This window comes from Sphingobium sp. FG125, from assembly GCF_057809795.1.
The window spans coordinates 147762-171920 of record NZ_JBMDKQ010000005.1; the positions used below are offsets into that span (position 1 = coordinate 147762).

General features: G+C 61.4%; 20 protein-coding genes. 9 read left to right on the plus strand and 11 right to left on the minus strand.

Annotated features, from left to right (window positions below; genetic code table 11):
- Window positions 1–15 precede the first annotated feature (15 nt).
- Complete coding sequence (locus tag ACODSR_RS06675; protein WP_489074871.1) at window positions 16–459, plus strand: hypothetical protein; 444 nt, start codon at window positions 16–18, stop codon at window positions 457–459.
- A gap of 59 nt (window positions 460–518) precedes the next feature.
- Here ACODSR_RS06675 and ACODSR_RS06680 read toward each other — a convergent pair whose 3' ends face one another.
- Window positions 519–752, minus strand: coding sequence for a hypothetical protein (locus ACODSR_RS06680; RefSeq protein ID WP_489074873.1), 234 nt, complete (start codon window positions 750–752; stop codon window positions 519–521).
- A gap of 575 nt (window positions 753–1327) precedes the next feature.
- On the opposite strand from ACODSR_RS06680, the gene ACODSR_RS06685 reads away from it, so the two are divergent.
- The 6 genes from ACODSR_RS06685 (at window position 1328) to rlxS (ending at window position 6411) form a co-directional block, all read left to right on the plus strand.
- Entirely contained in the window at window positions 1328–1648 is a 321-nt protein-coding gene (locus tag ACODSR_RS06685) for a DUF736 domain-containing protein (protein ID WP_033967046.1), read from the plus strand.
- A 360-nt stretch (window positions 1649–2008) separates the two neighbouring features.
- Window positions 2009–2233 carry a helix-turn-helix transcriptional regulator gene (locus ACODSR_RS06690; RefSeq protein WP_460989175.1) on the plus strand — a complete coding sequence of 75 codons (225 nt, stop codon included), beginning with the start codon at window positions 2009–2011 and terminating at the stop codon, window positions 2231–2233.
- On the plus strand, window positions 2226–2798 hold the full coding sequence (locus ACODSR_RS06695; protein ID WP_489074875.1) for a S26 family signal peptidase: 573 nt from the start codon (window positions 2226–2228) through the stop codon (window positions 2796–2798). The genes ACODSR_RS06690 and ACODSR_RS06695 overlap by 8 nt, the downstream gene beginning before the upstream one ends.
- On the plus strand, window positions 2786–3400 hold the full coding sequence (locus ACODSR_RS06700; protein WP_489074877.1) for a lytic transglycosylase domain-containing protein: 615 nt from the start codon (window positions 2786–2788) through the stop codon (window positions 3398–3400). The genes ACODSR_RS06695 and ACODSR_RS06700 overlap by 13 nt, the downstream gene beginning before the upstream one ends.
- A gap of 321 nt (window positions 3401–3721) precedes the next feature.
- Window positions 3722–4081: a hypothetical protein gene (locus ACODSR_RS06705; protein ID WP_489074879.1), complete on the plus strand. Its 360-nt coding sequence runs from the start codon at window positions 3722–3724 to the stop codon at window positions 4079–4081.
- Window positions 4082–4422: 341 nt separating this feature from the next.
- Window positions 4423–6411, plus strand: a complete 1989-nt coding sequence (gene rlxS / locus ACODSR_RS06710) for a relaxase/mobilization nuclease RlxS (protein ID WP_489074881.1) — start codon at window positions 4423–4425, stop codon at window positions 6409–6411.
- A 90-nt stretch (window positions 6412–6501) separates the two neighbouring features.
- Here rlxS and ACODSR_RS06715 read toward each other — a convergent pair whose 3' ends face one another.
- From ACODSR_RS06715 to ACODSR_RS06760, 10 genes are all read right to left on the minus strand, one after another.
- The gene (locus ACODSR_RS06715; protein ID WP_489074883.1) at window positions 6502–7833 is read right to left on the minus strand and encodes an McrC family protein; all 1332 of its coding nucleotides are present in this window, start codon (window positions 7831–7833) and stop codon (window positions 6502–6504) included.
- Window positions 7830–8576 (minus strand): PGN_0703 family putative restriction endonuclease, encoded by a 747-nt coding sequence (locus tag ACODSR_RS06720; RefSeq protein ID WP_489074885.1) that lies wholly within the window; start codon window positions 8574–8576, stop codon window positions 7830–7832. Before ACODSR_RS06720 ends, ACODSR_RS06715 begins: the two co-directional genes overlap by 4 nt.
- Window positions 8573–10768: a ScoMcrA-related endonuclease gene (locus ACODSR_RS06725; protein ID WP_489074887.1), complete on the minus strand. Its 2196-nt coding sequence runs from the start codon at window positions 10766–10768 to the stop codon at window positions 8573–8575. Before ACODSR_RS06725 ends, ACODSR_RS06720 begins: the two co-directional genes overlap by 4 nt.
- 131 nt (window positions 10769–10899) lie before the next feature.
- Window positions 10900–13932, minus strand: a complete 3033-nt coding sequence (locus ACODSR_RS06730) for a type I restriction endonuclease subunit R (protein ID WP_489074889.1) — start codon at window positions 13930–13932, stop codon at window positions 10900–10902.
- A complete protein-coding gene (locus ACODSR_RS06735) occupies window positions 13929–14552 on the minus strand; it encodes a retron system putative HNH endonuclease (protein WP_489074891.1) in 624 nt (207 codons plus the stop codon). The genes ACODSR_RS06730 and ACODSR_RS06735 overlap by 4 nt, the downstream gene beginning before the upstream one ends.
- The gene (locus tag ACODSR_RS06740) at window positions 14549–15796 is read right to left on the minus strand and encodes an AAA family ATPase (protein WP_489074893.1); all 1248 of its coding nucleotides are present in this window, start codon (window positions 15794–15796) and stop codon (window positions 14549–14551) included. The genes ACODSR_RS06735 and ACODSR_RS06740 overlap by 4 nt, the downstream gene beginning before the upstream one ends.
- Window positions 15793–17091 (minus strand): restriction endonuclease subunit S domain-containing protein, encoded by a 1299-nt coding sequence (locus ACODSR_RS06745; RefSeq protein ID WP_489074895.1) that lies wholly within the window; start codon window positions 17089–17091, stop codon window positions 15793–15795. The genes ACODSR_RS06740 and ACODSR_RS06745 overlap by 4 nt, the downstream gene beginning before the upstream one ends.
- A complete protein-coding gene (locus ACODSR_RS06750; RefSeq protein ID WP_489074897.1) occupies window positions 17088–19097 on the minus strand; it encodes a type I restriction-modification system subunit M in 2010 nt (669 codons plus the stop codon). Before ACODSR_RS06750 ends, ACODSR_RS06745 begins: the two co-directional genes overlap by 4 nt.
- Window positions 19097–19357: a type II toxin-antitoxin system prevent-host-death family antitoxin gene (locus ACODSR_RS06755; protein ID WP_489074899.1), complete on the minus strand. Its 261-nt coding sequence runs from the start codon at window positions 19355–19357 to the stop codon at window positions 19097–19099. Before ACODSR_RS06755 ends, ACODSR_RS06750 begins: the two co-directional genes overlap by 1 nt.
- 93 nt (window positions 19358–19450) lie before the next feature.
- Complete coding sequence (locus tag ACODSR_RS06760) at window positions 19451–20638, minus strand: Fic family protein (RefSeq protein WP_489074901.1); 1188 nt, start codon at window positions 20636–20638, stop codon at window positions 19451–19453.
- 277 nt (window positions 20639–20915) lie between these two features.
- On the opposite strand from ACODSR_RS06760, the gene ACODSR_RS06765 reads away from it, so the two are divergent.
- Window positions 20916–21767 (plus strand): HEPN domain-containing protein, encoded by an 852-nt coding sequence (locus ACODSR_RS06765; protein WP_489074903.1) that lies wholly within the window; start codon window positions 20916–20918, stop codon window positions 21765–21767.
- Between the two features lie 360 nt (window positions 21768–22127).
- Window positions 22128–24152 (plus strand): conjugal transfer protein TraG, encoded by a 2025-nt coding sequence (locus ACODSR_RS06770; RefSeq protein ID WP_489074905.1) that lies wholly within the window; start codon window positions 22128–22130, stop codon window positions 24150–24152.
- The last annotated feature ends 7 nt before the right edge of the window (window positions 24153–24159 follow it).

The window sequence follows — 24159 nt, forward strand, 5'->3', positions numbered from 1 at the left end:
GGAAAGGAGACCATCATGGCCGACCGCGTATCCGCAAGCATCACCATCGGCGGCACCCTGCCGCGATCCCTGCTGCCCGACCTTGCCGCTCTCGTTCAGGCAGAGGGACTGTCCACCGAATGGGACGGCGAACCCTTCACGCTCTCGATGTTTCGCGAGGGTGAGCCACTTGAACTCATGGCGCATGAAGTGGCCTGGGGCCGGTTCGAGCACCTCGAAACATGGTGCGTCGAGCATGGCCTGCCCTTCGCCCGCTGGTCGGGCGCCTATTGCGGTCAATGGGGCGCCGAGCGCGCCGTGTTCACCGGCGCGGGCGAGGTGCGGTCCTATGCCGCCGACGAGGACGATTATCTCCTGATCGGCCGTTGCACCGTCGAGCGTCTCGACAGCTACGAGGCGATCCTCGCCCACTTCGCAGCGGGCGATTTCGCGGTTCCGCCGCTGCGGCTGACGTACTGAATATCGGCCGCGCCCCGGCCTGTTGCGCGGGCCGGGGCGCGGCTATTCCCTTTTCCTCATCAGCCTGCGCGCCCGGTCGCCACCTGTTCGGACCCGACATCGCGATCGGCCAGCGTCACCCGCGCGATCGTGCGATTATAGCTGCGCCCGACCCGCCTGATGGTGACAGTCCGGCCGTCGAGCAGCGTCCTGGCGCGCGCCGTCGCGGATCGTGCGAGCGCGATTTCGGTCCTGCATCTGGCCTGTCCCGCTTGGGTTTTCGGCGGCGTCGATCCTGGCGATGCGAGCGCCAAGCCGCTCTTCAGCCGGAGGGTGTCGCTATCTTGTGCCTAGCCGACGCGCCCCTGGCCCGGCGGCGCAGCGGCAATCCGTAGGAGCGCGGCGCAGCCTATCGGAAGGCGGAGGATGGTCATCGACATGTCGCTCGCCTCTATCGCCTCCTTACCCGGACGCGAAGCTCCGACCGGCCGTCATCGGCCACACCGACGGCAATGGCGGCGGCGTTACCGTCCGTGCGTTTGGACGGTTGATCCGATGGCGCGGTGGTGCGTCCGTGCAGTCCACGACCAATCCATCGCGAGGGATGAACCGGCGGCATTGTCGTCGTTACCACTACCGTGGCCCGCACCGTTTCCGGCTCCTCGGGCGCATGACCTGGGACGGTCGCAGTCCCGCGAAACCATCGCCATGCGGCTTATTTCCCCGCCCGCCAAGGCGGGCTCCTCGCGGTCGCTGCGCTTCAAATAAGCCTTCAGCTCCGGTCCTCCGCTGCCGCTCCGGCCTGTCGGTTCGCAGGCCCGCTGTGACCGTCCCTCCGGTCCGCCCATCGCCCGGAAACGGTTCGGGGCGACTTTTCAGGAGACGAACAATGCCAGCCATCGGTTATGTCACCCGCGACGGAGAAGGCTTCAAGGGCCAGCTCAAGACGCTCTCGATCCGCACCGACATCGAGATCATTCCCAACACCCGCAAGTCCGGCGACACCCAGCCCGACTATCGCGTGTCGGCAGCGGGCGTCGAGGTCGGGGCCGGATGGGTCCGGCGCGGCGAAATGAGCGGCAAGGACTATGTGTCGCTGTCGCTCGCCGCCCCCGAATTCGGTCCGCGCCGGCTCTACGCCAATCTCGGCCGCGCCGCCGGGCAGGACGACGACGACGCCTTCGCGATCATCTGGAACCCGGCCGATTGAGCGAACCGCCCCGCGTCCGCCAAGGGCGCGGGGCATGAAGCGGTGCGCCGGATTTGCCATAGCTCGCGAGGGACTCTGCAGGCGGGGGCGTCTGCACCGTCCGCTTTCCGTTGCACGGATGAAAGCCCGTGCCACCCGGTTCAACCCACACCGCTTTATACGAAATCGAGCCTCAAGAACCCGGCCGACTGAACCCGGCGCCCCGCGTCCCGCAAGGGCGCGGGGCACCGCCAACGGCCCGAAACGGGGGGGGGTCGGAATCGCATGGGTCGATTTGCGACCCTGCCGAAGACGGCCGGATCGATCCAATCCGCGCTCATCAGCCGGCGCACGATGCACCGGCACGGATGGACTGGAATCATGGACGATACTGCCGAACGTGCGCAGGCCGCGCGCGAGACCTGCCCCTTCCTCACCGCCAAGCAGGCAGCCTTTCATCTCGGCCTCGCCTACTCGACGCTGAAGCGCCTGCGCCAGACGGGAACGGGTCCAAAATGCCGCCTGCATGGCCGCACCTGGCGCTACCATATCGACGATATCGAGGCGTGGTCGGCGGCCCGCGCGCGCGGAGGCGACCGTGGTTGAGCGCCGCGACCTGCCGCTCTTCGCCTGGGGCAACGCGCTGCGTGCCGCCCGCGCACGCCGAGCAAAGCTGCGCCGCCGCGCCGCGTTGCTCGGCGTCGGTATCGGCTGCCTCGGCGCCACGATCGCGCTGCCACCTCTGCCCCGGCTGGTCTGGAACGCGAGCGCCAGCGCGCCGATCGGCCTCTATGCCGTGTCGCCCGGTGCGGTGCTCAAACGCGGCGACATGGTGATCGCGTGGCCACCGGCCGAAGCGCGGCAGCTGGCCGCGAGCCGCCACTATCTGCCCAGCAACGTGCCGCTAGTGAAGCGCGTTGCCAGCATTGCCGGAGACACGATCTGCGCGGTCGATCGGGTGGTGACGGTGAACGGAGGGCCGGTCGCCAAACGCCGCGTCGCCGATACGGTGGGCCGTCCACTGCCCGCATGGCAGGGCTGCATCCGGCTCGGACCGGGCATGGTCTTCCTGCTCATGGCGGAAACCCCGGACTCGTTCGACGGACGCTATTTCGGTGCGACCTTGGCGCAGGATGTGATCGGCAAGGCGACCCCGTTGTGGCTGCGTTGAAACCGCTTGCGCTCGCTGTCGCGCTTCTCGTTGCGACTCCCGCCGCCGCCGATCCTCTCGATCGCTGGCGGGCGGAGATCGCCGAGGCGTCCGCGCGGTTCGGGGTGCCGGTGGTTTGGATCGAGCGGGTGATACGCGCCGAAAGCGGTGGTCAGACCATGCTTGGCGGGCGACCAATCACATCCCACGCGGGCGCAATGGGGCTGATGCAGTTGATGCCAGCGACTTGGGCGGCGATGCGCGCAGCGCACGGTCTGGGCGGTAATCCCCACGATCCGCATGACAATATTCTCGCAGGCACGGCCTATCTGCGCGCGATGTATGACCGCTTCGGCTACCCTGGGCTGTTCGCCGCCTACAATGCCGGTCCCGGTCGTTATGCCGCCCATCTGGCAACGGGCCGCGCACTGCCGACCGAGACGCGCGCCTATCTCGCGCAGGTGTCGGGCACACCTTCGGTGTCGTTGCCATCCCTTCCGCAGCGGCCGCCACCAACATTGTTCGTCGCTCTTCGAACCGGCAACGCTTCCGTAGATTCATCGCCAGCACGCGGGCCGGATGAACCGCCAGATTCCCTGTTCGCGGTTCGCGCACCCCGCTGACCCGGCACATCCGGCAACGTCGAAGGGTGCGGGCGGCAAGGACACGACGCATTGGCAGACTTTGGAGGGGCTCGTCTCGGCAAGGCCGAGTATGACGGGCGCCGAAGCGGCTGTGCAAGGCCGGCGGCCCCTCCAATTTTGCCGCGAGATAGAGCGTGCTTCGCACGCGAGTTTGTTTGTTTTCAGCGCAACAAAATCGGTTCCTCCGCCGCCGCTGCGCGGCGCTTCCGGCTTCGCCTCCAGCGGCCCTGACAGCCGCTCCGTCACCCGTCTTCGGAGGGCTGTCCTCAATGAGGAGGATTTCAAGCGAAGGAGGCGATCATGACCATGTTTCAATCCATCGGTGCGGCGTCGGACCGCGTGGTGGCAACGCTGGTGGCAGGGCTCGAGATCGAGTTTGGACGGGGCGCTGGCGAAGCGCTGGCGCAGCGGTTCCTGGAGGCGGAGGAGAGCGATTTCCTGTGGGATGCGAGGGCGTCGGAGCGTTGGCTCGGGGCGTATGAGAGCATCGACGAAGAGGATTTCGAACTCGATCGGGTGGCGATCGTCGGCCGGCTGGATGGCTGCTGGTTCGTGGCGGTGAGCATCGTCGATGGCGATGGGAACGCGCATGGATTGATGGGGCGGCGCAGCTTCAGGAGCGAACGCCAGGCACGCGAAGCCTTTACGGCGACGCATTGATCGGGGCTCGGAGACGCCGGGACAGGGTGCCGGACAGGCATCGTGTCCCGGCTTCTTTTTGCTTCGGCTCGGGCGACATGGGTGGGCAACAGGATGGTGAAAACGGGCGGCAGGGGCGGTTCAGTTGGGAGAGCGGCGTAAGGCAAGATAAAGCTATGGCACTGGTGCGCCATAAGCCTTTGTCTACACATCGTTTTTTGGACCCGTTACCGGCACTGGCTATTTCCGGCCAGTGCCGTTCCACCGGGAAACGGCGGTATTCCGCCCTCTTCGGCGGCACCGGTTTTCATATCACGGACTGCGCGGCATGCTTGCCCTTCCACGCCCCCGGAATCAGGACAATGGCCGACGACGACAGCTTTGAACCGCGCCTTGGGCGCCAGCGCCAGCAGGGCGGCAAGCGCGCCCGGCGCTATCTCGGCCGCGTCCTCGCCGCGGCCAATCTTGCGCGCAGCGCCGCCGCCGCCCCAGGTCTCGCACGAGGGTCGTTCTCGGGCACCCGGATCGGGCGCGGCGCAGGGGTCGGGCGGCTGCTCGCCAGCCGCGGCGGCCACGGGGCGTCGAACAGCCGCCGCGTCATCGTCAAGGCAAGCATCGTCAAGCTCGCCGGCAAGGGCGTATCGGCTGCCGCCGCGCACCTGCGCTATCTCCAGCGCGACGGCACGACGCGCGAGGGCGAACGCAGCTCGCTCTACGGGCGCGATGCAGACGTCGTCGATGGCAAGGCGTTCGGCGAACGGGGGACAAGCGATCGCCACCAGTTCCGTTTCATCGTCTCGTCCGAAGACGGCGATCAATATGACGATCTGAAACCCCTGACCCGTCGGCTGATGGACCGGATGGAGGAGGATCTTGGGACGAAGCTCGACTGGGTGGCGGTCGACCATTTCAACACCGGCCATCCGCACACCCATATCGTCGTGCGCGGGAAGGACGATCGTGGCGCCGACCTGGTCATTGCCCGCGACTATATGACGACCGGCATCCGTGAGCGCGCCGCCGAGCTGGTAGATCTCGACCTTGGCCCGCGCACGCACTGCGAAATCGCGCAGACGCTGCGCGCCGAAGTCGAGCAGGAGCGCCTGACCTCGATCGACCGGGCCTTGCTCAAGGGGGCCGACACCGAGCGGGTGGTGGCAACCAACGGTCGCGACGCGTTCGATCAGACGCTGCGCGCCGGCCGGCTGGCGAAGCTGTCGCGCCTGGGCCTGGCCGAACCGCTCGGTGCCGGCCGTTTCCTGCTCGCGCCCGACCTCGCCGATACACTCCGCGCATTGGGCGAACGCGGCGACATCATCCGCACGATGCAGCGCGAATTTTCGCGCGCCGCGATTGCCCGGGCGCCGGCCGACCAGGCGATCTACGACCCTGCCGCGCCCGATGCCCGCCCGCTGGTCGGTCGCGTGCTGGCGCGCGGGCTCGCCGACGAGCATGCCGACCGCCATTATCTGGTCGTCGACGGTGTGGACGGGCGCAGCCATTATGTGGCGATAGGTAAAGGCACGGAAACCGATGCCAGCCTGCCGCGTGGTGCGATCGTGCGGATCGATCCGCTCAGCCCGAAAGAGCGGGACGTGGATCGGACGATCGCCGCGGTCGCCGCCGCCAATGGTGGACGATACGATGTGGACGCCCATCTGCGCCACGATCCGACCGCAACCGAAGCCTTTGCCGAAACTCATGTCAGGCGGCTGGAGGCGATGCGGCGGATATCGGGCATCGTCGAGCGCGAGCCGTCCGGTCGCTGGATCATTGCGCCGGACCATCTCGATCGCGCGGCGGCCCATGAGACGGCGAAGCTGCGGGACCGTCCCGTCGCGATCACAATGCTGTCCGCACAGCCGCTTGATCGGCTGGTCGATGTCGAGGCTGCGACCTGGATCGACCGCGAACTGGTGTCGGGGGCGCCCGTGCCTGCTCGCGACGCTGGGTTCGGCCATGATCTGCGCGACGCCCAGGCGCGGCGCCGGCAGTGGCTAGTGGCGCAGGGTTTTGCCGAGGAGACGGGCGGCGGCACGACGTTTCCGAGCGGCATGCTCGCGGCGCTCCAGCGCCGTGAGCTGCTTCGGGTTGCAAGCCAGCTCGCCGACGAACTGAACACGCCGTTCCGGGAGGCTGCCGAGGGAGCCCGGATCGAGGGCGTCTATCGCCGGCCGGTCGAACTCGTCAGCGGGCGCTTCGCGCTGGTCGAGCGATCCCGTGATTTCACGCTCGTGCCGTGGCGCCCTGCACTGGAACGGCAGGTCGGAAAATCGGTCTCGGGATTGATGCACGGTGACGGCATCAGTTGGTCAATCGGAAGAAGGCGGAGCGGGCCCGGGATTTCGTGATCGTCGAGGCATGCGGGTGCCCATCGTAAGGCGAATGCGCCGGCAAGGCGGCTATAGCCAAGCCGGGGATCGCCCCCAAAAACCGGTCGTCTATTCAGCGGCTGTTGATTTGTACGGCAACTTGGTTTGAGAAATGAGATCTCCTAGTCGCTGAGCAATTGCGGCCTCCCCGTGCAAAAGATCGACGCTCGCTATTCGTAGCCGTTCATCGCCTTCGTTCATGTCGTAGCCTGCATCCAGCGCCCCAGCGCCAAGACCGGCATGATGGGGATAAACCAGCATCACCTCGCGGCACCGATACAGCCGCGCATAGGCCATCATCTGGTAGACATCGGATTGCGAAACGCCGCGCTTCTTGTCTTCGGGATTTCGGCTAATCATCTTCCATTTGGTGTCGATCACCATCACGATCTGCCCATCCCGCTTGATGAGAATGTCCGGCGTTGTCTGGAAGCGCTGCCTGCTGCCTTCACCCTCCTCCATCAGGCAATAGCGCAATCCGCCCTGTGAATGGACTGTCAGATCGCTACCCTGCAACGCCCTGCGTGCGAGCGCCGCGATATAGGCTTCGAACAGATCATTCATGGCGAACAGCAAGGTGACGCCCTGATCCGCCTTGGCATCGTGATTGGTGCGCTGCCATTCCCGTTTAAGGAAAAGCCTAGCAAGTTTGTAAAGCGTCTCCCAACGACGGCTGGTCCGGTCGATGCGCACCTGCGTCCACGGCAAGGCGTTGACGGGAACATCACTCACCTCCGCCAGGAGAAACCGCAGCTCATCAAGGCGCCGCTGTGTTTCCAGCGCGCGCGCGTGGCGGCGCAGCAGCAGGACGCAGGCTTTCATGATCCGCAGCAATGGCGTGTCAGGCAGCAAGGTATCGAACCGGCACGCAAGCCGGTCAGGTCGCACTGCATGGAGTGTGAATTGGCGGATGACGGCGAGCCGACCGCGCAGCGCCGTGAGATCCTCTTCCTGCGCGATGTAGGCGCGGGGTAGGCCACGCCGGGTCTCGGCGAGCAGGCGATCAGCAAACAGGCGGATCAGGATGTCGAGCAGGGTTTCCTTCTGGCGCGCCATCGCCAGGGCCTGTCCGTCTCCGAGCTTGAAACCGAGCGCGACATCGAGCATCGAGACAAGGCGGTTGCGGATTGTCTCATCATTCTCATCCGACGCCGCATCGATCTTAGGTAGAATCTCAAGACTGCATCCCGGCGCGGCAATCACGCCGACAACCTGCTGGGCCCATATCTCGCTGTAGCGATCTACAAGGATATTGGTCCCTGACCGGTTGGCCAGCGAATGGGACCGGGCAGCCTGAAGAAGGGCATTCGCCTGGCTGCGGGTGAACGCCTCCTTCGGGGCGGGGTCGGTGCCATTATGTACGCCTGTGCGCCCCCATTCGTGGACAGTCAGATGCGTCATGGGCGGAACCGGGCAATGAGGCGATCGGCATGATCGGTCAGGCTTGGCGGGAAAGTGGTCAACCATTCACGCCATGAGCAAGCGGCAAAGCGGACCGCAGAACCGGCTACCCCGGCGGCAAATCTGGCGATCTCGGACCGGTGGTCGGCAAAGGCTTTGGCCGAAATGGCGCGGCCTTCCGTTGGCTCGGCAAAAAGGTAGAGCAGGACTGGTGTCTTTCCCCGTCGCTTTGCTTCAGCCACCAGGCCGTAGCCGTGCTTGACCAGTTGCGCCGCATCGAGATGGCGAAAGGCCACAGGTTCCGCATGCAACCGGTCACGCATCGCGCACCACGGCTCCATACCTTCATCCCAATGATGCGTTGAGTATTTGGGCGACAGCTTTGCCAACCTGGAATCGCGGAACGGCTCGAAGCGCTTCGATTCAACGCCGATCAGGTGCGTTGCAGTTTCGACGGCGGCATCGAGCCACGGGTGTCGGCCACCCGGCCAGGGAAGGCGCATCTGACGCTCAATATCGACGGACAGCGCGGGCCAATCGAGATCGTAAAGGCACGGAAACGGCGGCAAAGTACCCGGACTTTCGAGTAAGGGACCGAACCCATTGACCGCCAAAGCCGAACTGCTTTCGGGGCTGCCAAACTTGCCCGAGGCCAATTCCTGCCCTGCCGCTACGCCGAGCGCAGCAGTAACCCGATCGATAGGCACACCGGGGAGCAAGTGATTGGCAAGTTCGTCGATCACTCGCCAGGCTTCTCCGCCGTATTCGCCACTTTGCCGGTCAACCGTTCGAATGCGTCGGACTTAAAGGGAGCAAGCACGGACCAACTCGATACCCGGTCCCCCTCGATGCCCGGTGGCGGATCGAGTTTGTCCTCGCGGATGAACCCGTCGCCCAGCACCGCATGAATGCGGCTCCAGTCCTCGAAGAAATATTCCTGCAACAGCGGAATAACCTTGTCGCGCATGGCGGCGTGAACCTGCTGAGCCGTCTCGCAGGCTATGAAGAAGGCGTGCCCGATGCGGTGCTCCCGGTCGATCAGATACTCGATGCGCTGGTTGATGGTGGTGAGTACGCGGACAAGATCAATCCCGGTCCGTTTGCTGGCATCCGCCAGAAGGCCGGGCTCCGGTGCCATTTCCCGGAAATTGAACCGTCGCCGTAGCGCGGTGTCGAGCAATGCAATGGAACGGTCCGCCGTGTTCATTGTGCCAATGATATGCAGGTTGGTGGGCACGGAAAAGGTCTCGCCAGAGTAGGGCAACTTGACACTCAGCGCATTGTCCATCCCGGCCCGCTTGTCAGGCTCGATCAAGGTGATCAATTCGCCGAAGACCTTGGAAACATTTGCACGATTGATTTCGTCGATGATCAGAACATAGGATTCCGGTTCACCACTGGTTGCAACAGCATCACCGCTGCTGGAAATGATCTGGCCAAGCGCCTCCCACTCAACCGAGGCTGAGCGCATCTGATAGGCCGACACCTGACTGAGCGATTTGCGGTAAATGCGTTCGCGGGGCAGGCTCTCCGTACTGTGCCAGAGCCAGCGGACCGAACGCCGATGATTATATTCCCCGCCGGGGCCAGGCTGATACTGATAGGGGCTGGTGATCTCGGCAATCGCCCGAAACTTCATGTTTCCATCCGAGATGACGATGATCGATCCGATCTCCATATTAGCTCGGAAGGTGTACATCTGCGACATGTTGGGATCATTGCCGCTTGCATCGGGGTGATCTTGACGCCAGCGTTTCTTGATCTCCTCCCAATCGTCATATTTCGGGTCCGACCAGTCGACGTTGCCGCCCCAGCCCAGCACTACATATTTGCCGACAAGGGCGTTTTCAAAGATCGCATCATCTTCAGATGACCAACTTCGCCCCAGCGACATCTTGAATATCTTCCGACTGCCATCCATCGGCGGCAGGTCTGTTGTAACCGCTTGTCCCTTATTTTCCGCCGCCACCTTGGAAATCTGCTTGAAGACACCATCACGTGGTACGAGACTGAATCCCGTTCCCGCCCCGCCTTCCTCGTCAGCTTCCGCTTGCTGAGGGCGTAGGCCCTCGACGAAATCCTCGTAACTGAAGTTCTGGTGAAAGGTGACGAACCCAATCCGGCCTTTGCGTTGCAATTCATTGTATCGCGCCATCAGGGCCGCCCGGCCCTGCCTGGTGGAAGCATAGTCTGCCTCGCCGTCGCAAAGCGCCACAGCCTCCAGCGCCGTATTGTATGTCTTGCCGGTACCGGGTGGGCCATAGAGTATAAGGTTGGTGGGCATGGTCACGGCATTGCTTTCATCGGGCGCATTTAGCTCAATCCGGTCGGGCGTGGTCAACCCGCGCGTTACGATCTCATAACCCAGCTTGCGCAAGATGCCGTTGGCGGCCTGCTCCCCTTGACCGCCGTAGAAGTCTGACGCCTTCAGTGGGACGCCGCCAGGAATATGTCCGTGCGAGACACCCACAATCGCCTTCGCAGGATAAAGCTTTCCGTTGCTTGGCCGCCGCACCCAGTATTTCTGAGGCGTGCCGAAACCATATTGCGACTTGAAACCCTCGAGGCCGATAGCATCAAACTCATCCATTGCCGCTTCAATGGCGTCGTCGGTAATGTTTTGGCCGTCCGCTTGTTGTACACCGCCCCCTGCTGAAAACTGCCGATAGTAATCGAGCGTCTTCCGATAGGTTGCCATATTGTTGTAGATATTGCCATCGATCTGGAATTTGGCCGGGTTGGGATTTTGCGCTCGCTCATCTGCCTTGGAATAGGCGAGCTGTTGCTGTAGCTTTTCAAGCCCGGCATTCTCTACCAATGCATCGAGATCGCCATAACTCTGCTCAATCCGCCGCACGCGATTGATCTGCATGATAACCGTCGCTTCTTCGTAATCCTGCGCCTCCAGCCACGCCCGAAATTCAGCCTCACGCATCTTATGTTTCCCAATCATCCAATAATTCGGCGGCGCTGAATACCATTCGACCCGCCACGGCAGAATATGCCGTGACCGGAGCAGCGAAAATCGCATGCGGATGGTTTGTGCCCAATGTCCCCATAAACCCCCTACTCAAGTGACGACCTGAGCTTTGAATATGCTTCCGTTGAAAGCCAATTGGTGACCAGACCCTGGAATGCCTTATCGTTCATGTATCGAGCAAATATCTCTTCATTCTGGTCCATGCGTTCCACAAAGAGAGCTTCAAGCAAATTTTTGAATAGTAGCTCGAACTTCTCCCCCGGATTGGCGATGGCTGCCTGTCGCAGGCTCGCATCTGCCAATGCGGCTTCCACAATCTGATCGAAGAAGAGCTGGTCGGCATTGTTGAAATCCGTGCCGAAGCGTTCATTGACGACATCAATCAGCCGTGAAAGCGGAACCTGCTCGTCTCTGGCAATTTTGGACCCAACGGAGGATGGCCCGTCGAGTTGCCTCGCAGTCCCTTCGGAAAGGCTAATCGACCCTTCGCTCACCTTTTGCAGGCGATAGTAATCCAGCCTGACCTCATCGTCGAATTGGTAAGACGGGCTGCCGCCTTTTTTGGGTAGCTTTGCCGCGAGGTGTCGCAGGAAGACATACAACCTTTCCAGATCAGAATCTTGATACGGAATGATCTGGCTGAGGAAGCCATACAGGCTGCAAAACGCTAGAATCTTGCCGCGCAGCACCTCGGCTTCCGTGGGATCGCTCTTCACGATTTCGGTAAAGCTGCCGACTGGGCGGTCGATAATCGCATTCATCTTTTGATGATCTGCAGGACTCTGCTTCAACTTTGGTTTGAAATAAATGCCCGAAAAATCTTCAATGTCCACGCCTGAATAAATGCCGCTGGAATCCAGCTCACCTTTGATTTGGTACATGCGGCTCGGATCAACTTCTTCACCGATCTCTGCGCCTTCGTAGTAGGTTTTGAAGGCCTCTTGAATTTCGTCCCGATCATTTACGAAATCGAGAATGAACGTATCTTCCTTGAAGGGGTGGGTGCGGTTCAGGCGCGACAGCGTCTGGACCGCCTGAATGCCCGACAGCCTCCGGTCCACATACATGGTATGAAGGAGGGGTTGGTCGAAGCCGGTCTGGTATTTTTCCGCAACGAGGAGAACCTGGTATTCCGATGTCGCGAAGACGTCCGGTAGTTCCCTCTCGCGCACGCCCAGATTCATAGCTTCTTCGGTGTATGCCACACCGTGTAGCTTGTCGTCATCAACAGCGCCGGAGAACGCGACGAGCGATTTGATCGCATAGCCCTTGGTCTTGATGTAAAGGTCGAAGCTCTGCTTGTAGCGCACCGCTTCCAGGCGTGATCCCGTCACAACCATCGCCTTTGCCCGGCCACCGATTTTGTGCTGGGTGGCGGCATGGAAGTGCTCGACCATCACTTCTGTTTTCTGCGAAATGTTGTGCGGGTGCAGCTTTAAGAACCGCGCCAGCGCCAGGGCTGCTTTTTTCCGCACGACATTCGGGTCGTCGTCACTGGACTTGAGCAGCCGGAAATAGGTCGCGTAAGTTGTGTAATGCTTGAGCACATCGAGGATGAAACCCTCCTCGATGGCCTGTCGCATCGTGTAGCGATGGGCTGGTTTGCCGCCCTTGCCGAACACGGCCAAAGTCTTGTGCTTGGGCGTGGCGGTGAAGGCAAAGAAGCTAATGTTGGCCTGGCGTCCGCGCTTGGCCATGCTGCGAAATAGCTCTTCCTCTCCCACATCGTCGTTTTCCGCCCGGTAGCGCTGGGCTTCTTCGCGCAGGCGCTCACCGCCGAGGACTTCCTTGAGGTCCGTGGCCGCTTCGCCCCCCTGAGAGCTGTGCGCTTCATCAATGATGACCGCAAAGCGCCGTGTCTTGAGCACCCCATCGCCGGCCGAACCGCGCTCTTCAGCGAGGCGGACGAGTTGGCGCGACACGAATGGAAACTTTTGCAAGGTCGTGATGATGATCGGCACGGACCCTTCCAGGGCTTCCGCCAACTGCCGGGAGTTATCATCGATCTTCTGGACCACGCCGTGCTTGTGCTCAAACTGATAGATCGTGTCCTGCAACTGCTTGTCGAGCACGACGCGATCCGTGATCACGATAACACTGTCAAACACGCGGTCGTTCGCGTCATCATGCAATGAGGCAAGGCGGTGAGTCAGCCAGCCAATGGTGTTGCTTTTCCCGCTGCCCGCAGAATGCTCGATCAGGTAATTGTGTCCGGGACCGTCCGCCTTTGCCGCCGCGACCAGCTCGCGCACGGCTTCAAGCTGGTGATAGCGCGGAAAGATCAAAGTCTCTTTCTTGACCTTTCGCCCGGCCTCATCCCGCTTTTCCTCGGTCTGCAAATGCACAAAGCGGGCCAGCAGATCGAGCAGGCTGTCGCGCTGCAACGCCTGTTCCCACAGATAAGCCGTACGATAGCTTCGGCCTTTAAGGTCCGGCGGATTGCCCGCGCCGCCATTGTCCCCGCGATTGAACGGCAGGAAATGGGTGGCGGCACCGGCAAGGCGCGTGGTCATGAACACGGCATCGGTATCGACCGCGAAATGCGCCAAAATGCGCCGCTTGAATTCAAAGATCGGTTCGCGCGGGTCGCGATCATTGCGATACTGGCGGATGGCGTCCTCTACGGTCGAACGGGTCATCGCGTTCTTCAGCTCGATCGCCACCACCGGAATGCCGTTGACGCTCAGTACCAGATCCAATTCGTTGTCATTTCTGACCGAATAGCGAAGCTGGCGGGTGACGCTGACTATATTGGCGGCGTACCGCGCTTCCAGTTCGGCGTTCAGGCCATGCGCCGCCTTGAAGGTCGCGACGCGCAAGGTCTTGCCATAGCATTTGAAGCCGTGCCGTAGGGTCGCAAGGGAGCCGTTGGCATCGATCCACTTGACCAGGTCGGCCAGTACTTGCGCGCCGGTCTTGTCGCCGTGGAGCGCCTCCAGCGCCTTCCATTCTTTTGGCTGAGTGGCGCGGATGAAATCGAGCACAGCCTCGGGAAAAATGGCGGATGCACGGTCGAACTGGTCCGATGCGATCGAGGCATAACCATTCGCCAGCAACACGCTCTCGACGACGATTTCGAACGCTTCTTCGGTGTGCCGGGCGGGCTTTACCTGGGTCATGCGGCCAACCTCTTGTTCAGAAACCAGACAGCAACGGGGGTGAAGGGCTCAAGTTCGCCAACGCCATTGTCGAATTTATCGATGCGCGCCTGCACCTGCGCATGATTTGGCTTTTTATTCTGCCACCATGCAAGAACAACGTCCAAAACACTTTTCCGGTTGTTTTTCAGAACAGCAACATTCAAGCCGAGAATATCGTCAATTTCGCCATTAAGTTGAACGTGATCTGATCGTATCTCGCCGTTCGATTGATACCGGATACCATTGACGATGTCCTGATCAAGACTGGCCGGGTTTACCATCAGATCGCGGCCACCCTTCCGGGTATCGCAATGCTGATTGAGCAGCGGCTCGCCTTCGCCGCCCCGGCATGCGCCAAAAAGATTATCGTAGTTCAATTGCAGATGCGGGTAAGCCCTCTGGCCACGCCAGTGCTCTATCTTCATCGCCCGTCCGTCGGCAGAAATGCGCGACGTGCAATAGCAGCAAAGCCCGCGCTGCTCGGCCACAAGCGCGGCGCGCAGCGCATCCTTGCCCGGATAGTTCTGGTAGAAGCTGTGTTCGGTAGCGCGGTGCTCAGTAAGGCAGGCGGGCTCATCGCCTTTTGTGATAGCCCTCATTCGTCGCCCTCATCCATGAAATCGAGCAAGAGGCGCGCGCGCGTGATTTCGGGATCGCTGTCGCCAATCTCCTCAGCGAGCGCGTCGATGGCCTTCCGCGCTTCCGCACCCTTCTCCTCGCCGATGAGCGATGCGATAACGTCCAGCTTTGCCGCGACGTCGGCATTGCGCGGCGGAGTGCCCATTTCTTCTTCCAACAACCGGCTGGAATCGACACCATAGGAATGGCCCGGACTATAGACCTTACCGTCATCTATCTTGCGGATTTGATCGGGTTTGATTTCACCGAAAATCTGCGGCGAATGCGTCGTGGCAATGAACTGGCAGTTGCGGAACGTCTGGGTCAGCAGGCCGGAAATCTGGCGCTGCCAGCTTGGATGCAAGTGCATATCAAGCTCGTCGATCAGCACCACCGCCACGCCGTCGCGCACCGGATCGTCTAATCCGGGATTGGCCTGCGACAGGCGGCGGGCAAGGTCGAGGGCAAGCGCCAGCATCCCGCGTTCGCCTTCGGAAAGGTGGCGCACGTCCAGTTCCACGCCGTCCTTGGTGATCAGCAGGCGCGGTTTGTCGTTTTCATTGGTGGCGCGCAGATCGGTGCAGGTTGGCAGAAAGCGTGCGGCGGCGGATTTTAAGGCGTCGAGGTGCATCCGTGCGCGCGGCAGTTCTTCGGCCAAGGCTTCCTGCGCCAGAACCCATGATGCCATGTCGGCCAGGTGCAGCGCGCGGGCAGTGGAGAGCGCATCGGCATAGGCGATGGCTTGACCGGTGACAGTTCGGCCTGTGTTGATGCGCTCGTCCGTGGGGTGAGACCGCCGAATGCCGAAAAACAGGGCCATCGGCTGGCTGCCGTCCTTGTCCACCTTTGGCCAGGGCTGCGACATTTCCTCCTGATCGGGCAAAGTCATCACCCCCTGCCGCACGGAGCCTTCCTGATCCGCGACATATTTTTCGCGCGGCAGGTGCATCAAGAAATGGCGTCCGCCATCGGCAAACTGGAAGTCCAGACGGACAGTCAGGGCCGGACTGCCGATGCGCGTATCATCTTCGGCGAAAGCGAGCGGTATACCTTTGCTGGTCGTGAACTTGGGCATCACGCGCGACAGGGAAATCCGCAATGCTTCCAGCACGCTGCTCTTGCCCACGCCGTTAACGCCGACCAGCAGCGTGAATGACGGATCTAGATCGAACGAGGCATGTTCGAAGCCGCGCAGGTTGGTCACATCAAGCTTGGTGATCTTCATGCGGCCTCCGGAATGTCTATCTGGCCGGTGACGGCGGCGGCGATCAGGGCGCTACGGCGTTCCTTCAGCAAGCCGATGGAGCGTTCGGTGGCGGTTGCCAGCTTGTCGATTTTGGCGCGCTCTACATTCAGGTGCGCAAGAATTTTCCGCTGCTCCCCAATCGGAGGATAGGGGAACCACAGCGCAAGAAAATTTTGAGAATACAGGCGCAAAAATCCCTGCGATCCAGTTCCGAGACCGGTTGATTCAGACCGGAATACGGCTTGGAGCAATGTCGTTTTGAACAGTTCTACATAGTAATCGCACTCGATCGCTGCGCTTGGCACGAATACGGCGTAGTCGGGGCTGACCAAACCATATTCCGGCGCAATCGCGATCAGTCCGGTTGCCGCTCGCATACGATTGACGACCAGTTCGCCTTGCCGTGCGATTTTATATCCAACCAACTCCTCGGGCAGCGTTTTCTTCTCCGAAACATCATTGTGCGGCACCAGTCCGCGCTCCATCCGCAAGGAAAAGAGGGTCTCCTCGCCAGTTGCGCTCCGAACGTCGCGCTCGTCAAAAAGCCATTTGCTACGACGGACCTCCCAATGCGCCGGTATATCGCCGAGCCAGTCGATGCCGGAGGGGCGCAAGGGGACGGAGCGATCCAGCCCGCGCATGATCACCTCTGCCACCAGCGTCCGCCGCTTCTCGACCAGCAGGCCCAGCAGATTCTGCTTGGCCTCGATCAGGGCGTCGATGTCGCAGATCCGGCTCGCTACATAATCGACTATCCGCCTTTGTTCGTGAAGCGGCGGCACTGGAATCGACATGCTGCCAATCGCAGCTTTCGGAATGCCAAAACGAGTGATCCCATTCGCAGCGAGTTCAAGCTGAATCCCAACGGGTTTCGCCTGCAAACACCGGAGCAGAAATTCACCTTCGATCTGATCGGGATCAGGACGGATCATCGCCAAGTGATAACCGCAAACTAGGTCTGGGGCTGTTTCGCCAATTAACGCCGGGACGCCGATATCATCCCAGGATTCGGAGTCTTTAGTAATCAGAACGTCGCCGACCTTGAGGCCAAATCGTTCGATTTCCCCTGGAGTGGCTGTCGCCGGCATGAAGGATATGTCGAGATCGATCACTTCATTGTGGTAGACATCGACGTAGTTGCAAAGGCGAACGGGCTCTTCACCTTCAACAACGAGCTTGTCGACGTTGCTGACCTGGTATTCGGCGACTGATCGCAATGGCTTCAACCGCCACTGCATTGGCATCATTTGACGCAGTTGTTCGACGGCGCTCACTCCGTCACCTCACGCAATAGGCGCAAAATTTCATCTTCCGCCTCTTTCAGCTCGGCATCGATCATCGTCAGCGGTTTGGGCGGGGTGAACTTGTAGAACTGACGGTTGAAGTTGATTTCATAGCCGACCTTGTCTTTGGTCCGGTCCATCCAGGCATCGGGCACATGGGGCAGCACTTCGCGAGCGAAGAAGGCGTCTATATCGACCTTGAGCGGGATGCTCTCGAAATCGCGCAGATCGGGATCGGGTTCAAAACCCTTGCCCTTGCGCACCTTTTCCGCCGCAGGGGCTTTGTCGGTGAACACGCTGCGGAACAGCTTCTCGTCCGCCGCGCGCCACTTCGATCCGCGCTGCTTGACGATCCGTTCAATGGCCTTTGACGCGGCATTCCAGTCCATCAGCGGTTCGCGGCCAAGCCCTTTGTCGATGGCCTGCACATCATCGAGCAGGTGCGGCGCGGCATCGAGGAAGCGAGCCTTGTCCTCCACCGTCATCCGGTAGCGCAGCCGCAGGGGCCGCTCCACCGTGACGCGGGTATAGCCGAAATCCTCATTGTCGAAGATCTTCGATTGTTCGCTGGTGGCGAACTGTCCGTAACGGCGAACAATCTCGGCGATCTGGTCCGGCTCGTCGGCGCGATCTTCGCCTGGCAGCGCCGGGCCTTCGCCGATCTTACGGCGCTTGTCGCCTTGGCTGCGGCGCATGGGGATCCAGGTGTCGCGCGCATCGACCAGCTGAATCTTGCGTTTGCGTGCGTTGGCCTTCCGGTTGGTGACGATCCAGATGTAGGTGCCGATGCCGGTGTTGTAGAACATCTGTTCCGGCAGGGCGACGATCGCCTCCAGCATGTCCTCTTCGATGATCCACTTGCGGATGTTGCTTTCCCCGCCGCCCGCGCCGCCGGTAAACAGCGGCGAACCGCTAAAGACAATCGCGGCGCGCGAGCCGTATTTCTGCTTCGCCGGGTCAACATCCTCGAACTTCGAGATCATGTGCTGGAGGAACAACAGTGATCCATCGTTCACGCGCGGCAGGCCGGCATGGAACCGGCCCGATTTGCCGCGATTATGCTCTTGCACAATCTCGCGCTGCTGCTTTTTCCAGTCCACGCCAAACGGCGGGTTGGCGATGAAGTAATCGAACCGGTCCTTGCCCTTTTCCGCGAACTTGTCGTCGGTGAAGGTGTCGCCAAACTGAATGTTCTCGCCATGACCGTTATGGTCAACCTGCTTCATTAGCATGTCAGACGCAGCAGTAGCGAAGGCGCGTTTGTTGTAATCCTGTCCATAGACGTAGAGCTTTGCTGGCGAGTTATGCCGCCGCATATAGGCCTGCGCTTCAGCCAGCATTCCGCCCGTGCCGCACGCAGGATCAAGGATCGTGCGAACAGCACCTTCCTTGACGAACAGGTCGTCATCATCGTTGAACAGCAGATCAACCATGAGCGTAATCACCTCACGCGGGGTGAAGTGATCGCCAGCCGTTTCGTTCGCCAGTTCGTTGAAGCGCCGAATCAGATTTTCGAACAGAAGCCCCATCTGGTCATTCCTGACCTTGTTGGGGTGAAGATCGACGCCGGCGATTGCTTGCACGATCAGAAATAGGATTCCTGCCTCGTCCATCCGCTCAATTTCAGCAGTGAACTCGAAATAGTCGAAAATCTTTCGGACATTGACAGAAAAGCCGTTGATGTAGGTTTGCAGGTGCTGCCGAAGGTCATTCGGGTCGCCCAGGAGCTTTTTGAAATCATAGGGCGCGCGGTTGTGAAAGCGGTGGCCCGCAACGGCATTCAGCTTGCTGTCGAGTGCATCGCCCTCGATCTTGCCGCCCGCACGGCGCTTGGCCTCGGCAACTACGGCATCCTTGGTATCGGCCAGCACGCAATCGAAGCGGCGCAGGACGACAAGCGGCAGCATCACCCGTTCATATTGCGGCGGGCGATAGGGGCCGCGGAGCAGGTTGGCGATGTCCCAGATCAGGTTGGCAAGATCAGTATGGGTGGCCATCAGGCGTTCGTTCCGTTCTTTTCGTTATGTGTTGTCAGCCGCTCGTATTCCTCCACCGACAGGACCACGACGACCGGCCTTCCGTATTTGTCGATGGACACAGGTGCGGCCCGGGCCAAATCGATCAGCCGACCAAAGCCATTCTTGGCGTCGCGCGCCGACATGTGCTGCATGTGCTGCATGTGCCCCTCCAGAGTTGGAGCTACTTTAGCCATAATGGGTTGATCGGCAAAGCTCATTTCCGCGGTACACATGGCCATGGAGCCACGTGGCCACTCAGTGATTTTGTAACATCGTGATTAAAGCCCCTGAATTTATTCGAAGGAGCCATTCCGGATCCTCGGACTAAGCCGTCATCCCATAGCGCGGGAGGATAAAGGCTCGGTGCCCTCGCTGAGAATTCCAAGATATCGGCGGTAACTGAAGACGCGACCGCGTCTCCTTCCGGTGATCTCCTCGACCACCCTCAAGCGCTCCAAGTCTGCGAGCGCCGCGTTAACGGTCGGTGCCGACAGTCCCGTCCGTTCGACCAGTTGGTTCGCGGTCAGAAACGGGTTCTGCTGGAAAAGGTCGTGGACGCGCAACGCTGATCCAGCACGGTCGCTCTGGGCTGTGATCCGTTCGCGATCTTCCTTGAATAAATCGACGATGCGGGTAGCTGCATCGAAAGCTTGGTTGGCTGTGTCTGCTACGCCGGCCAGGAAGAAGTCGAGCCAGGCCTCCCATGCGCCATGCTCGCGCACCTCCTGAAGCAGCCGGTAATAGTCGGTCCGGTGGGTTTTCAGATATAGACTGAGGTAGAGCAGCGGCTTGCGCAGTACACCGTTGACGCAAAGGTACAGCGTCACCAGCAGGCGCCCGATGCGGCCGTTGCCATCAAGGAACGGGTGGATCGTCTCGAATTGAACGTGGAGGAGGCCCGCCTTGATCAGCGCGGGCAGGCGAGATTCACTCTCGTGCATGAAGCGTTCGAGAGCATCCAGGCAGCCATCGAGTTCCGTAATCGGCGGTGGCACAAACAGCGCGTTGCCGGGGCGCGTGCCGCCGATCCAATTTTGTGATCGCCTGAATTCGCCGGGGCTTTTGGTGCCGCCGCGGCCGCTTTGCAGTAGGCGTTCGTGCATCTCGCGGATGAGACGAAGCGACAGCGGCAGTTCTTCCAGCCGATCGAGCCCGTACATCATAGCGTCGACGTAGTTCGAGACCTCGCGGATATCGTCGATCGGCTGGCCGGCCTGCGCCTCGGTTTCGAAGCGGAGCAGGTCCGACAAGGTCGATTGCGTGCCCTCGATCTGTGAGGACAGCACCGCTTCCTTTCGCACGTACATGTAGAGGAAGAGTTCCTGGCGCGGCAGGAGCATGGTGATGCCGTCGAGGCGACCCAATGCGCGTTCGGCCAGGCTGAGGCGATCGAGCAGGCCCAGCACATCGACGGGTGGCGCTGGTGGAAGCGGCGGCGGTACGAAGGCCCGCACAACTTCGCCCGCAACGGGGGTCTCAACGAAGCGGCCCAGCCGCAGATTGGATTCGGGATCAACCATGCGGACCCAATATGCGGAGAGTCTCTTATTTAAGCAACTGGCTCTTGGCTTAATTAGCAAACAGGCTAAGGTAAGCGGGCTTAAATAAGGGAGACGACGGGGTGATGCGCAGGCGTCTTCGATATCTACGAGGCTGCGCTCGTGCGTGAGGCGGTACCATCGACGTGCCCTTGCGCGTGGTCAAGGCTTGCCAAGCGCTTGGTCTCTCGCGAGAATCGCCGCCGTGCGCTCTGATGTCGATCATCTGCCCTCGATCCAGCAAGGCGAACTGGATCGGGTGAAGCAATTGCTGATGGGCGAGTTCGCCGAAGCGACCGCGCGCGCGAACCAGCCGTGGAAGAAGAATGGCCGCATCCTCAAGGTCATCCTGTTTGGCAGCTACGCGCGGGATGATTGGGTCGATGAACCCGAGAATGGCTACCAGTCCGACTACGACCTGCTAGTCATCGTCAGCCATCCCGACCTTACCGACATTGCCGACTACTGGTATGTCGCCGAGGACAAAATCCTGCGCGATACCGCGATTGCGCGGCCGGTGAACATCATCGTCCACACGCTGCAGGAGGTGAACCAGGCGCTGAGCCGGGGTGAATATTTCTGGGTCGATATCGCCCGCGACGGGATCGTTCTCTACGAATTGCCCGGGAGCGCACTTGCCACGCCGCAGCCGCTGACGGCCGCCGATGCCTATGAGATGGCACATGCCTATTTCTCGGATTGGCTTGCGAAAGTGAATGACGCGATAGAGATCGCTGAATTCTGCATCGAAAAGGGCAAGCGGAAGGACGCGGCATTCACGCTGCATCAGGCGACGGAACGGGCCTACATCTGCTTTCTGCTCGTTCGCACGCTCTATTTCCCGCGCTCGCACAACATCAAATTCCTACGGTCGCTGGCCGAGGACAGCGAGCCGCGGCTGATTCAGGCGTGGACGCGCGCGACCCGAATCGACCGCCGTCGCTTCGAACTTCTGAAGCGCGCGTATGTGGAGGCGCGCTATTCGGCCAGCTACGAGATCGGTAATGACGATCTGGACGCCCTATCGCAGTCGGTCCGTTCGCTACGCGACATCGTCGAGGTAATATCTCGCGAGCGCATCGAAACGCTCAGGAGCGACGCGGGCCTCTAGGCGCCGCCATTTGCCGAGGGCTGTCTCGGAATAGCTTTGACAGCATCGATGCGGAACGGCGGGAGGGCGGAGCGTCACCAGCGTCCCGATCGATTTGTATACAGCGTTGGCGGTGTCATGCGCGACTCTCAATGGAAATTGATCTCTTGATTGACCGACGTGGCAGCGGGATCAAACTGGCATCATTCGCGCTTCAGGAGGGTCGGACGGCGCCTGCCGGATAGCTTCCGGTTCCCCCACTCGGCCAAAGCTGGCCGACGCGAGCCCTTCTGCTCCCATCAGCCCCGTTCCGTTTTTCAAGCCTGTCCCCGAGTCTGAATCCGCCCGAGCCGGTCCTGTCCGGAGGGCGGGAGCCTCGACGTGACACCCACCAAATTGCTTATCGGCCAGATCCTTGTCGTCTTCGCAATCGTGATCGCAGGGGTCTGGGCCGCGACGCAATGGGCTGCGGCGATGCTGGCCTATCAGCCCGAACTGGGGTTGCCGTGGTTCCGGCTCGGCGCCGTTCCGATCTATCATCCCTGGGCGCTGTTCGGCTGGTGGTATCACTACGACGCCTATGCCCCCATCGTGTTCGACAAGGCCGGCATGTTGGCTGGCGCCAGCGGCTTCGTCGGCTGCGCGGCGGCGATCTTGGGCTCGCTGTGGCGCGCGCGCCAGTCGAGCAACGTCACCACCTACGGTTCGGCGCGCTGGGCAAGCCCCCGCGAGATCGAGCGCGCCGGGCTGCATCGCGACGCAGGCGTCATGCTCGGCACGCTTGGCGGCCGCTATCTCCGCCATGACGGCCCTGAGCACATCATGGCGTTTGCGCCAACGCGATCGGGCAAGGGCGTGGGCCTCGTCGTTCCGACCTTGCTGTCCTGGACCGGCTCGACCGTCGTCCATGATATCAAGGGTGAGAACTGGACGCTGACCGCCGGATGGCGCGCGCGTTTCTCGCACTGTCTTCTCTTCAACCCGACCGACGCCGCATCGGCGCATTATAATCCGCTGCTCGAGGTCCGGCGTGGCATCGACGAAGTGCGCGACGTCCAGAACATCGCCGATATCCTGGTCGATCCCGAAGGCGCGCTCGAACGCCGCAACCATTGGGAGAAGACCAGCCATTCGCTGCTGGTCGGTGCAATCCTCCACATCCTCTATGCCGAGGAGGATAAGACGCTCGCGCGCGTCGCGACCTTCCTGTCCGATCCGCAGCGCAGCTTCGTCGCCACGCTCCGCCGGATGATGACGACCAATCATCTCGGCGACGACAAGAACCCCAGAGTCCATCCCGTCGTCGCCTCCGCCGCGCGCGAACTCCTCAACAAGAGCGAGAATGAGCGCTCCGGCGTGCTGTCGACGGCCATGTCCTTCCTAGGCCTCTATCGTGATCCAACAGTCGCCGAGGTCACCTCGCGATGCGACTGGCGGATCGTCGACCTGATCGAGGCCGACCAACCGCTGTCACTCTATCTCGTCATTCCGCCGTCGGACATCAGCCGTACCAAGCCGCTGATCCGCCTTGTGCTCAACCAGATCGGCCGCCGGCTCACCGAGCGACTGGACCAGCCCGGTACATCCTCGCGCCGGCACCAACTCCTGATGATGCTCGACGAGTTTCCGGCGCTGGGCCGTCTCGATTTCTTCGAGACCAGCCTTGCCTTCATGGCCGGCTATGGCATCCGCGCCTTCCTGATCGCTCAGAGCCTCAACCAGATCGAGAAGGCGTATGGCGACCACAACGCAATCCTCGATAATTGCCATGTCCGCGTTGCCTTCGCGACCAATGACGAACGCACCGCGAAGCGCATTTCCGATGCGCTCGGCACCGCGACCGAGCAGCGCGCAATGCGCAACTATGCCGGGCACCGGCTCGCCCCTTGGCTCGCCCATGTCATGGTCAGCCGCCAGGAGACCGCCCGCCAGCTCCTGACGCCGGGCGAGGTCATGCAGCTTTCGCCCGACGAAGAGCTCGTGCTGGTGTCCGGTCTCGCGCCGATCCGGGCCCGCAAATTGCGCTATTTCCGCGACCGCAATTTCGCTGCGCGCGTGGCACCGGCGCCGGTGCTGGCATCGGGTCAATATGCCGATCGGCCGAAGCCGCGCGGAGACGACTGGTCCGATCAGGTGCGCGGCATCGACGCCCGCCTGCACCAAGCCGAGGATGCCGCGGGTGGCGAGGACGATGGCGGCATGCAGCAGCAGCGCCATCCCGGCCTTCCCGAACAGGTCTCCAAGGCAACCGACCCCGCCGACACGCGCGATCCCCAGATCGTGCCCGACGACGACGATGTCGCCGCCGACAAGCGCGCCATGGACCAGGCGCAAGGGCAAAACGCCATCGTGCGGGGCCATGCCATCAACGAGGGCGCGAAGCGCGACCTCATACCGGATTTCTGAGGCTGCG

Bases quoted from the DNA above. Each gene is read 5' to 3' on its own strand.
- ACODSR_RS06675 (WP_489074871.1), top strand. From the start codon at position 16: ATGGCCGACCGCGTATCCGCAAGCATCACCATCGGCGGCACCCTGCCG.
- ACODSR_RS06685 (WP_033967046.1), top strand. From the start codon at position 1,328: ATGCCAGCCATCGGTTATGTCACCCGCGACGGAGAAGGCTTCAAGGGC.
- ACODSR_RS06690 (WP_460989175.1), top strand. From the start codon at position 2,009: ATGGACGATACTGCCGAACGTGCGCAGGCCGCGCGCGAGACCTGCCCC.
- ACODSR_RS06705 (WP_489074879.1), top strand. From the start codon at position 3,722: ATGACCATGTTTCAATCCATCGGTGCGGCGTCGGACCGCGTGGTGGCA.
- rlxS (WP_489074881.1), top strand. From the start codon at position 4,423: ATGGCCGACGACGACAGCTTTGAACCGCGCCTTGGGCGCCAGCGCCAG.
- ACODSR_RS06715 (WP_489074883.1), bottom strand. From the start codon at position 7,833: ATGACGCATCTGACTGTCCACGAATGGGGGCGCACAGGCGTACATAAT.
- ACODSR_RS06725 (WP_489074887.1), bottom strand. From the start codon at position 10,768: ATGCGTGAGGCTGAATTTCGGGCGTGGCTGGAGGCGCAGGATTACGAA.
- ACODSR_RS06730 (WP_489074889.1), bottom strand. From the start codon at position 13,932: ATGACCCAGGTAAAGCCCGCCCGGCACACCGAAGAAGCGTTCGAAATC.
- ACODSR_RS06735 (WP_489074891.1), bottom strand. From the start codon at position 14,552: ATGAGGGCTATCACAAAAGGCGATGAGCCCGCCTGCCTTACTGAGCAC.
- ACODSR_RS06740 (WP_489074893.1), bottom strand. From the start codon at position 15,796: ATGAAGATCACCAAGCTTGATGTGACCAACCTGCGCGGCTTCGAACAT.
- ACODSR_RS06750 (WP_489074897.1), bottom strand. From the start codon at position 19,097: ATGGCCACCCATACTGATCTTGCCAACCTGATCTGGGACATCGCCAAC.
- ACODSR_RS06755 (WP_489074899.1), bottom strand. From the start codon at position 19,357: ATGGCCATGTGTACCGCGGAAATGAGCTTTGCCGATCAACCCATTATG.
- ACODSR_RS06760 (WP_489074901.1), bottom strand. From the start codon at position 20,638: ATGGTTGATCCCGAATCCAATCTGCGGCTGGGCCGCTTCGTTGAGACC.